At 41.2% G+C, this 11385-nt stretch carries 7 protein-coding genes; 1 reads left to right on the top strand and 6 read right to left on the bottom strand.

What is annotated here, in order from left to right:
• Positions 1-20 precede the first annotated feature (20 nt).
• The 5 genes from leuB to G399_RS0116920 form a co-directional block, all read right to left on the bottom strand.
• Positions 21-1109 (bottom strand): 3-isopropylmalate dehydrogenase, encoded by a 1089-nt coding sequence (gene leuB / locus G399_RS0116900; protein ID WP_006009622.1) that lies wholly within the window; start codon positions 1107-1109, stop codon positions 21-23.
• 1 nt (position 1110) lies between these two features.
• Complete coding sequence (gene leuA, locus G399_RS0116905) at positions 1111-2688, bottom strand: 2-isopropylmalate synthase (protein WP_006009623.1); 1578 nt, start codon at positions 2686-2688, stop codon at positions 1111-1113.
• Positions 2689-3025: 337 nt separating this feature from the next.
• Positions 3026-5299, bottom strand: a complete 2274-nt coding sequence (locus G399_RS0116910) for a malate synthase G (protein WP_006009624.1) — start codon at positions 5297-5299, stop codon at positions 3026-3028.
• 116 nt (positions 5300-5415) lie between these two features.
• On the bottom strand, positions 5416-6369 hold the full coding sequence (locus G399_RS0116915; protein ID WP_006009625.1) for a LysR family transcriptional regulator: 954 nt from the start codon (positions 6367-6369) through the stop codon (positions 5416-5418).
• A 289-nt stretch (positions 6370-6658) separates the two neighbouring features.
• A complete protein-coding gene (locus G399_RS0116920; RefSeq protein ID WP_006009626.1) occupies positions 6659-8260 on the bottom strand; it encodes an isocitrate lyase in 1602 nt (533 codons plus the stop codon).
• A gap of 833 nt (positions 8261-9093) precedes the next feature.
• Between G399_RS0116920 and G399_RS0116925 the strand changes: the two genes are divergently transcribed.
• Positions 9094-10446: an alkaline phosphatase gene (locus G399_RS0116925; protein ID WP_006009627.1), complete on the top strand. Its 1353-nt coding sequence runs from the start codon at positions 9094-9096 to the stop codon at positions 10444-10446.
• A gap of 14 nt (positions 10447-10460) precedes the next feature.
• Here G399_RS0116925 and htpX read toward each other — a convergent pair whose 3' ends face one another.
• Positions 10461-11327, bottom strand: coding sequence for a protease HtpX (gene htpX, locus G399_RS0116930; RefSeq protein ID WP_006009629.1), 867 nt, complete (start codon positions 11325-11327; stop codon positions 10461-10463).
• Positions 11328-11385 lie beyond the last annotated feature (58 nt).

Raw genomic sequence — 11385 nt, forward strand, 5'->3', positions numbered from 1 at the left:
GATTTTTCCTTCCCTTCAAATTAAGAGATTTGTTGTAAAATATAAGTGCCCACATCTGCCGTAGAGCAAGCATTGTTACGTTCTGTTTTAGGCATTAATTCTGCAGTTAATATACCATCTTCAAGTGTTTTAACAACGGCAGCATCAATTGCATCGGCTGCGGCAAACTCGCCTAAACTGTATCGTAACATCATCGATGCTGACAGAATTTGAGCTATTGGATTTGCAATACCTTTGCCTGCAATGTCAGGAGCAGAGCCGCCAGCGGGTTCAAACATGCCAAAACCCTCGCCATTGATACTAGCCGAGGGTAATAGACCCATTGAGCCAGTTAACATTGCGCATTCGTCACTGATGATATCACCAAACAAATTGGAACATAACATGACGTCGAATTGCGCAGGATCGCAGATAAGCTGCATTGCCGCATTATCAATGTAAATATGTTCAAGCGTGACTTGTGGATAATCTTTTGCGACTTCTTCAACCACTTCACGCCATAGACGACTGCATACAAGCACATTTGCTTTATCTACAGAGGTGACTTTCTTATCTCTTTGCATTGACGCTTCAAATGCACTGATAGCGATACGACGAATTTCGCGTTTTGAATAACGCATGGTATCGAAAGCAAACTGCTCTTCACCTTCGCCTTCCAGCCCTTTAGGCTGACCAAAGTATATACCTGAGGTAAGTTCACGAACCACTAAAACGTCCACGCCTGATTGTGCAATATCAATGCGTAATGGAGATAAATGGGCAAGTCCTGCATAAATTTTTGCTGGACGTAAATTACTAAATAGATCGAAATGGCTACGTAGCTTTAACAAAGCGGCGCGCTCTGGACGCTGTTCTAAAGGCAGGCTGTCCCATTTAGGGCCACCAATTGATCCAAACAAAATCGCATCAGCTTGTTCGCAGCCTTCAAGGGTTGCTTTGGGTAGTGCCTCACCATGATGATCAATCGCAAAGCCACCTACCGGATAAGTTGTGCGCTCTAGCGTAATACCAAATTTATGGCATATAGCGTCTAAAACACGATTTGCTTGCTCCATCACTTCAGGACCAATCCCATCCCCGGGTAAAACTGCAATATGATATGTGGCCATTCTACACTCCGGTAATATGTTCTTGTTGTTGTTTTTGTTCGTCAATTTGATCGGCTAGGTAAGTATTATTCAATACAAATATTAATGCGCGAACGCCTGATTCAACGATGTCGGTTGCTAGGCCAATACCGTTAAAGCGTCGGCCATTATATTCTGCAACCACACTCACTTGAGCGAGTGCATCGGCACCTTCACCTTTTGAATCCAATTTAAAATCGACAATATCAATTTTATGGTCTTTTACTACTTTCATAATAGCATTATATGCGGCATCAACAGGACCATTTCCTACCGCAGATTCAGTGATACTTTGGTCGCCCACTTTTAGGCGCACCGTGGCGCTTGGAATTATGTTTCGACCTGAGTTAGCCTGCAAATAATCTAAGTGATAATGAGCATGGTCATGTTTTTGTTGGTCGAAAAACAGAAGTGCTTCCAAGTCATAATCAAATACTTGTCCTTTTTTATCAGCTAAACGTAAAAAAGCATCGTAAATAGCATCCAAGTCATATTCATCTGTTCGATAACCAAGTTCACCCAAACGATGTTTGATCACGTGTCGGCCCGAACGCGAAGTTAAGTTAAGTCGATTTTTATTAATCCCAACGCTTTCTGGCGTCATGATCTCATAGGTATTTTGGCCTTTAAGGACGCCATCTTGATGAATACCTGAGGAATGACTAAATGCATTTGCCCCCACAATTGCTTTATTTGCTTGCACTGGCATATTGCACAGGTTACTGACCAACTTTGAGGCCTTATAAATCTCTTGCGACTGGATGTTTGTTGATAAACCAAGCATGGCATAGCGGGTTTGCAGGATCATCGCAATTTCTTCAAGCGAACAGTTACCCGCTCTTTCACCAATTCCATTAACCGTGCATTCAACTTGGCGAGCACCTTGTTCTACGGCTGCTAATGAGTTAGCCACAGCTAGGCCTAAATCATTGTGGCAATGCACAGATATAATGGCTTTATCGATATTCGGAACGCGATTAAATAAGTTGCTAATAATGCCACCAAACTCCGTTGGTGTTGTATAGCCCACTGTATCTGGAATATTAACTGTCGTTGCACCAGCGTTAATGGCCGATTCAACCATGCGGCACAAATAATCAATATGCGTTCGGCCAGCATCTTCACAGCTAAACTCGACGTCGTTGGTATACTTACGTGCATGTTTAATCGCGTTAACCGCCATTTCAACCACTTCATCTTGTGATTTGCGCAGTTTTGTATTCACATGGATATCAGATGTCGCGATAAAGGTATGTATACGAAAATGCTCAGCCACGCTTAATGCTTGGCCACAGGCGTCAATGTCTTTTTCCAGTGCTCTGGATAGACCACAAACAGTCGAGTTTTTGATTGCATTTGCAATTGACTGAACGGCTTTAAAGTCACCAGGTGATGAGACCGGAAAACCAGCTTCTATTATATCAACGCCCAGTTTTTCGAGCATCAGCGCAATTTGTAGCTTGTCTTTTACGTTCAGGCTCGCGGGTAGTGCTTGCTCTCCATCACGTAAGGTGGTGTCAAAAATAATGACTTGCTGATTGCCCTGCTTAACTCTAGTCATAGTATTTGCCTTTTATTCATTTTACCGGTTGCTTGTTATTGCGACATTAACGACGCATTTATTCGAATCTGATCCACTTTTTACTGGGGTATAAAACAAAAAACCCGTGCTTGGCACGGGTTTTTTTGTATATTAACTATAAAACTTACCCGTGCAATAAATTCGCCAAGAGTAATAGCAGCAGCATAGAAATCAAAGAATATTGATTTTTTGATGATAAAATTTTCATATCTGCCCCTTTTTAAAGAATTTCCTTTCGATACCCAACTCTACTGTGGTAAACCAGTTGGGTCAACAGATCAATTGCATAAAAACGGACCTTTTATGTAACTTATGTTTATACCTTAAGGTTTTTAAGTCTAGCCTTCATTTCTCTGCGACGAGCGTGCAATAGAGGCTCGGTATAACCTGAGGGCTGTTCTTTGCCTAAAAAGATAAGGTCCTTGGCAGCTTGAAAGCCAATTGAATCGCTTAAGTCGGGCAACATCGGAATATATTCGGCGTCATTTTCATTTTGACTATCAACTAATATTGCCATTCGTTGTAATGACTCATTAACCTGCTGAGTAGTTACGATCTCATGTTCCAGCCAGTTAGCAATATGTTGACTACTTATCCTCAACGTTGCACGATCTTCCATTAAACCGACACCGTTTATATCCAGTACTTTTGAACAACCAATCCCCTGATGCACCCAACGCACCACGTATCCTAAAATACCCTGTACATTGTTATCAAGTTCTCTTGTGACTTGTTGTGAACTTAATTCTGCATCTTGGGCCATTAAAGGGATTTCTAATATGCTATCGATGTAAGTCAAATGCGAGTTTTGGTTATCATTTATTATACTTTTCTGCTGCTCAAATACATTAATTTGATGGTAATGTAAGGCATGTAAAGTTGCTGCAGTAGGAGAGGGAACCCAGGCCGTATTTGCGCCCGCTTGCGGGTGTCCAATTTTGATAGCCATCATGTTGGCCATTTGTTCTGGAATTGGCCACATGCCTTTACCGATTTGTGCCCTACCAGATAGTCCAAAATTGAGTCCTGTAGCTACGTTTGCTAACTCGTAAGCATGCAGCCAAGGACGTGCCTTTATTTCCGCTTTGGGTGCAAACGCACCCTTTAGCATAGACGTATGTATTTCATCACCCGTGCGGTCTAAAAACCCAGTATTAATGAAGACGACACGTTCATTCGCAGCTTCAATGCAGGCACCTAAATTGAGGCTGGTTCTGCGCTCTTCATCCATAATGCCTATTTTTATGGTGTTCTTGGGCAAATCGAGTACGTGTTCTACGCTGCTAAATAATCGATTCGTAAAGGCAACTTCATCGGGACCATGCATTTTTGGTTTGACGATATAAATACTGTTTTCTTTGGCATTTTTAAACATGCTGTTATTAAGCAAGTCATGTTTAGCAATTAACGATGTAATCATCGCATCCATTATACCTTCGGGAATTTCTTCACCTTCAAATAAAATAGCGTTATTGGTCATTAAGTGCCCGACGTTGCGAATAAACATAAGGCTTCTGCCTGAAAGTGTGATGCTTTCATTTGCCAGTGTCTGATATTCACGGTCTGGATTCATGCTTCGCGTAAAGGTTTCATTTCCTTTGTTAAGTTGGATCTGCAAGCTTCCTTGCATCAATCCTAACCAATTCTGATAAACCAATGTTTTATCTTCAGCATCAACAGCTGCAACGCTATCTTCACAATCCATAATAGTAGTTAAAGCCGACTCTAGCGCAATGTCTTTTACTGTGGCCGGATCTGTTTTGCCGATTGGGTGCGAGTTATCAAACTGTATTTCGGCATGCAAGCCGTTATGACACACTACGATTGCGAGGGGCTTGTCTATTTTGCCTTGAAAGCCAATTAACTGAGTTGGGTCTTGCAACGTTGTTTTATTGCCATCAGCTAATGTGACTAACAAGCCGCTATCATTTAGTTGGTATTGCAGACTACCAACGTGGCTGCCGCTAACCAATGGTAAAATGCTGTCAAGATACTCTCTGGCTTTTAAAATTACTTTATTACCACGGATCGGATTGTATTGACCTTGTGCTTCTGCACCATCAGCATCTGAGATGACATCAGTGCCATACAATGCGTCATAAAGACTGCCCCAGCGGGCATTCACGGCATTCAGTGCATATCTTGCGTTGTTAATTGGCACAACAAGTTGCGGCCCTGCCATAGTGGCTATTTCAGGATCAACATGTTGTGTTGCTATTGGTCTAGGTGCAGGGACTGCTTGCAAGTAACCTATGCTGCTTAAAAATATTTTGTATTCATCAGCCGAGGCGTTAGGCTCATTACAATAAAAATCGTTAATTTGTTGTTGTAAGGTTTCACGTTCTCTCAACAATGCTTTGTTTAGCGGTATTAAGTTTTCAAGGACTTGTTCGAAACCTTGCCAAAACACGGTTGGCTCAATTTGAGAATTGGGCAGCGCACTTGATTCTATAAATTCAAGTAATTCACCGGCCACTGATAGTTTGCCTTTTGTCACGTATCTTTGTGCAGTAGTCTGCTCATTAATTTGTGATGCGCTGGTACCGTTTGTACCAGATGTACCTGTCGTCTTTGCTGAAATCGTTGACATTGGCATACTCCGTTATTTTGTTTTATACAGTTTAGGGAATATCGCGGCAGTTTTTTAGTTTATGTATAATATGTTTGTTATAAATACTGTGAATGAGGGGGCTGCTAATATTCCCTTTACGGCTGTGGCTCACTATTCATTGCGTTGGCTACTTCAGTAATCAGTCTTCGTAACCAAATATGTCCTGCATCATGATGTAATAAAGCACTCCAAGCCATCTTCAATGCAATGGGAGGAATGTCGAAAGGAGGTTCGACAACAATAATACTGGGATCATCTTTAAAGATTTTGGCTGCTTTGGTGGGCAATGTTGCTATCAGATTTTGTGTTTTAGTTAACTGCAGGGCTGCATGATAATGACGTGTAAAAACTCGAATTTCACGCTGCTTTCCTATTTTAGTTAGCTCAGCATCTACCCAACCTAGCTTTTGAACTTCGTTGGGATCAATGCCAACGCCGACTCCAAAACCTGTTTTACTGACCCAAATATGCTGACCTTTCAAATAAGCTGCTAGATCAAAATTATGTCTCATGGGGTGATCACTGCCTATCACGCATGAAAATGAATCGTACCAAATAACTTTTTGATGAAACGATAGAGGCAGTTCTTCGAAGCGATTTATCGCCATGTCGACTTTGCCTTGCTCTACATCGTGAAATGTCACATCGCTCGGCGTTATTAGGTCTAGGCTAATATTGGGTGCTAAAACTGCAAGCCTGCTAATGAGTTCGAGCAGCAATGTTGATTCAGCGTAATCGCTGGTCATAATTCTGAATGTACGTACACTCGTTGCAGGACTAAATTCAATGTCAGGTTGAATGCAGGACTCTAATTTACTCAATACGTCGCGAATAATGGGCTGTAACTCCAACGCTCGTTTGGTTGGGGTCATGCCATCGCTGGTCCGCACTAACAATGGGTCTTTAAATAAATCTCGCAGTCGCTTTAAGCCATTGCTCATCGCTGGTTGGGTAATACTAAGTTGGTTAGCCGCCTTGGTGACGCTGCCTTCTCTTAATAAAACGTCTAAGTAAACTAATAGATTCAGGTCGACTTTTGCGATATTCAATATGTTAATTCCAATGTCAATGGTATAAAAAGGGTGTACAAATTCAGAAATGAAATTAAGTTGTAAAGCTCATTCACGTAAATGATAATAATTTCTAATTGATTATATAACCACAAACGACAAAAGATTGATAATACCTTGGTAGGGGGAATCGTGATTAATTTGATTTGTATCATCGATTTTTAACATCTAAAGAAAAAAAACGCCCCGAAGGGCGCTGAACAAGAGTCGTTATTTGGTTCGATATTAACGTTGCGTCACATCAAACCCTTAGTTTAAAAAAAGAATATTAATCAACAACATCGAATTGGTTCATCGTATTGTCGTCACCAGAGGCTTTTAATGCTTGTTCGCCTGAAAAATATTCTTTATGTGTGTCGCCTAAGTCAGAACCAGCCATTGCTTGGTGTTTAACACAAGCTAAACCTTGACGAAGTTCTTGACGCTGAACACCTTTAACATAAGCTAACATGCCTTCATCACCGAAGTAGCCTTTTGCAAGATTATCAGTGGATAAGGCTGCAGTATGATAAGTCGGCAACGTAATTAAGTGATGGAAAATACCAGCTTCACGCGCAGCGTCAGCTTGGAATGTGCGTATTTTTTCATCAGCTTCCAGCGCAATTTCAGCATTATCATAACTCGCTGACATTAATGCAGCGCGGTCATAAGCACTAACGTCTTTGCCTTCTTCTAACCATGTATCAAATACTTGTTGGCGGAAACTCAATGTCCAGTTAAATGACGGGCTATTATTGTAGACAAGTTTAGCCGACGGCGTTACTTCACGAATTGCTCGAACCATATCGCCAATTTGACCAACATGCGGCTTTTCAGTTTCAATCCATAACAAGTCAGCGCCGTTTTGTAATGACGTTATGCAATCAAGTACAACACGATCAAAACCGGTGTTTTCTTTAAACTTATACAGTCCATTTGGCAGGCGAACTGGCTTAACCAGTTTACCATCCAATTTCATAACAGTGTCGCCGTTGCTTAATTCATCAATTGAGTTGACTGGCGTTGTTTCTAAAAACGCATTGTACTGAGCAGCTAGATCGCCTTCACTACTTGACACTGGGATTTTCTGAGTTAAACCTGCACCCAAGGAATCTGTACGCGCGACAATAACGCCGTCATCGACACCTAACTCAAGGAATGCATATCGTACTGCATTTATCTTGGATAAAAAGTCTTCATGTGGAACCGTGACTTTACCATCTTGATGGCCGCATTGTTTAGCGTCAGACACTTGGTTTTCAATTTGAATGCAGCAAGCGCCGGCTTCAATCATTTTCTTGGCTAGCAAATAGGTAGCTTCTTCATTACCAAAACCCGCATCAATGTCAGCAATAATAGGAACCACGTGAGTTTCAAAGTTATCTATTTGCGCTTGAATATCGTCTGTATCTAAGCCTTGAGCTCTGTTTGTATCAAGTTGGTCAAAAAGCTTACCTAGCTCTCTGGCATCGGCTTGACGTAAAAATGTATACAATTCTTCTATTAGAGCGGGAACCGATGTTTTTTCGTGCATTGACTGGTCTGGTAACGGACCAAACTCTGAACGCAATGCTGCGACCATCCAACCTGACAAGTAAAGGTAGCTTTTAGCTGTTGTGCCTTGGTGTTTTTTTACCGACAACATCTTTTGCTGGCCTATAAAACCATGCCAGCAGCCTAGAGATTGCGTATATTGGCTCGAGTCGGCGTCATATTCGGCCATATCGGTGCGCATAATGCCGGCAGTATATTTTGCGATTTCTAACCCAGTAGTGAATCTGTTTTGGGTTTTCATTCTCGCTGCATATTCAGGGCTAATGGCATTCCATGCTGTGCCTTGAGAGGCTTTTAATTTCGCCATATTTTCTAAGTCTTGTTGATACTGTGACATATTGTTTTCCTCTTTTGCCATTTCTTGAACATCTTCATGTTGCGTGAAGATATTAAAACTGGTGACACTACACCGCGTCATTAATTTTATTCGCTATTATCAGTTACTTATTAAAACTCGCCGATTGCTCTTGTTTAAAGCTGATACTTAAGCTGGTAATTTAAGCTGGTAATTTAAACTTTTAAGCAGAGTAAGTAACCTAGCTTAGTCACCTGCTTATCGGTGAATACGCATCCATCCTATGTTGCAATGATAAATAAAAAAACAGTATGAAACTTATTTTAGTTATTCACTATGTGAATAAAGGGTTTACCGGTTGGACGAGTCTATAGTCGGTACTAGTTATAAGTCTCTGAATATTATGTTTTTTAATTGTATTTATATCCGCAGTAAATAAATATAATTGAGTGCCGAATAAGTCTTATGATAATGCCTATAGTTTTGAGTGATGTACGAAACACTGGGGATCGGTCCTTTTAGTCTGTTAGATAATGCAAAATGACCCCATTGACTGCTAAATTTCAGAGCTACATCAGGCAAAAAAAGCATGCTAATAATACTCATATTTACCGACCTGATGCTCATTAACATGATGTTTAGTGCCATAAAGAAAGGAATTTTGTGTTTGGCATTCGAGCATGATAAGCGTTATATTTAGGGGATAAGTTAAGATGTTTTTTATTCGAGCCGAAGTATCGGCATTTTCTTTGCAGCAAAAGTGTTCATTGGAGTTATACAATTCTCCGCTGTCCCTTTATATAGACATTGTTAATTGAGTGGTAAAGCACAATAAATTCATGATGTTGTGAATTTTTTAGAGGTAATTAAGTCACATGGTCAAAAAAAATCTTTATACAATTAGTATGCTTGCGGCAGTTACTCTGTTTAGCGCAGCTTGCACAGCCACGAAACAACAAGATATGGGCGGCGTTCAGACAAACGTAAATACCCCAAAAAATATTATTATGGTCATTTCTGATGGAATGGGACCTGCTTACACAACAGCTTATCGCTTATATAAAGATGATCCAAACACGCCAATGGTTGAGCTTACTGCACTAGATCCTTTCTTAGTTGGGACTGCACGGACCTATCCAGCATCGGTGTCTGGTTATGTAACCGACTCGGCAGCGAGTGCAACGGCACTGTCTGCGGGTATTAAAACATACAACGGTGCAATTGGTTTAGATGTCGATAAGAAACCATTAGAAAGTGTTCTTCAACGCGCTAAAAAAGTGGGTAAAAAAACAGGCGTCGCAGTAACTTCACAAATTGTACATGCAACACCTGCGGCGTATATTGCGCACAACGAGTCTCGAAACAATTACAATGAAATCGCCGATTCCTTTCTTGATGATCGTATCAACAACAAGAACGTGGCAGATGTAATGTTAGGCGGTGGTTGGAGTTACTTTATTCGTGATGACCGCAACCTAGTTAATGAATTTAAGGCCTTAGGCTATCAATATGCTGACTCCTACACTGACCTGTTAGCACTACCAAAAGGTAAACCAACCTTGGGTTTGTTTGCTGACAAAGGATTATCCAAAGCATTGGACGACACTAACCCTCATCGACTCTCGGTATTAACTGAAAGTGCGATATCGCAGTTAGAAAATGTTAATGGCTATTTTTTATTGGTCGAGGCGAGCCAAGTCGATTGGGCAGGGCATGCTAACGACATAGCTTCAGCGATGGGCGAAATGGAAGACTTAGAACAAACTATAAAGTTGCTGAAAAACTATGTCGATATGCATCCAGATACACTGGTCGTGCTTACTGCTGATCACAGCACCGGTGGACTAACAATAGGCGCTGATGGTGAATATCGTTGGAGTCCTGAATTTATTCAAAACATGAAGGCGTCAGTAACAGTCATGTCTGAAAAAATGACGGATGAAGAAGATATGGTCTTATATGTTGAAGACGTGTTTGGCTTCGCATTGAACGGTGATGAAAAAAATCTTATTAGTGGCATGTCAAGTGATATGAAACCTGCGGAGCGCGAGAGTGTTTTGAAGTCTATCTTAGATAAACGTACCAATACCGGTTGGACAACGTCAGGTCATACCGGCGTTGATGTCGAAGTTTATGCGTTTGGTGCAGGTTCGCAAGCGTTTGCTGGCAATTTGAATAACACTGATATTGCTAACAAGATCTTCGCGTTTTTAGGCAAAGCTGAATAGGTAATTTAGGGCGCTTATTCAAGGGCCTTAATTCTTTGTTCAAGTGGCGGGTGACTTGAAAATAGTTTATGTATTTTACCTGCATTAATTGCAAATGCGGCCATTTCATCAGGCATGTCGGGCCCCGTTTGACTCGCTTGTAGTCGCATCAGCGCAGCACGCATTTTGTGTTTACCGACTAATTTTGCTGCGCCCGCATCCGCCCTGTATTCGCGGTGACGAGAAAACCACATGGTAATTGTCATTGCTAATACACCTAGAATAACTTCAGCAATAATAGATACAATCCAAAATGCAGGCCCGTGACCGCGTTCCACTTTAAATATGACGCGGTCCACCGTATGCCCGATCACTCTTGATAGAAACACAACAAAGGTGTTCATTACGCCTTGAAGCAAAGTCATGGTAATCATATCGCCATTGGCGATGTGAGCAACTTCATGAGCCAGTACAGCCTCAAGCTCGTCTTTATTCATACTCTCAATAAGACCTGTGCTCACTGCAACAAGCGCATTATTGCGGTTCCAACCAGTAGCAAACGCGTTAGGCGAATGACTCTGAAATATACCAACTTCAGGCATACCAATATTCGATTGCTTAGCTAGGCGCTTCACCGTATTTAGCAACCAAGTTTCTGTGCTATCAATCGGTTGTAAAATAACTTGTACTTGCATTGAACGTTTCGCCATCCATTTTGAGATGAATAGCGATATAAAAGCACCACTGAAACCAATAATAGCGGCGTAAATCATCAGTGAATTTAGATTTAGATCAACGCCATTTTGCGCCAATAGACCTTGGATCCCAAATAAACTGAATGTAATACTCAGTAAGGCAATAATCGCAATGTTGGTACCAACGAATAACAAAATACGTAGCATGTTTGTTCTCAATATAGCTAGCGAACGATTCGCCACTTTCTACATCAATTAATAGTGC

The organism is Brumicola pallidula DSM 14239 = ACAM 615 (genome assembly GCF_000428905.1).
Classification (GTDB): Bacteria; Pseudomonadota; Gammaproteobacteria; order Enterobacterales; family Alteromonadaceae; genus Glaciecola; species Glaciecola pallidula.

Bases quoted from the DNA above. Each gene is read 5' to 3' on its own strand.
- G399_RS0116910 (WP_006009624.1), bottom strand. From the start codon at position 5,299: ATGTCAACGATTTCAGCAAAGACGACAGGTACATCTGGTACAAACGGT.
- G399_RS0116925 (WP_006009627.1), top strand. From the start codon at position 9,094: ATGGTCAAAAAAAATCTTTATACAATTAGTATGCTTGCGGCAGTTACT.
- G399_RS0116920 (WP_006009626.1), bottom strand. From the start codon at position 8,260: ATGTCACAGTATCAACAAGACTTAGAAAATATGGCGAAATTAAAAGCC.
- leuB (WP_006009622.1), bottom strand. From the start codon at position 1,109: ATGGCCACATATCATATTGCAGTTTTACCCGGGGATGGGATTGGTCCT.
- leuA (WP_006009623.1), bottom strand. From the start codon at position 2,688: ATGACTAGAGTTAAGCAGGGCAATCAGCAAGTCATTATTTTTGACACC.
- htpX (WP_006009629.1), bottom strand. From the start codon at position 11,327: ATGCTACGTATTTTGTTATTCGTTGGTACCAACATTGCGATTATTGCC.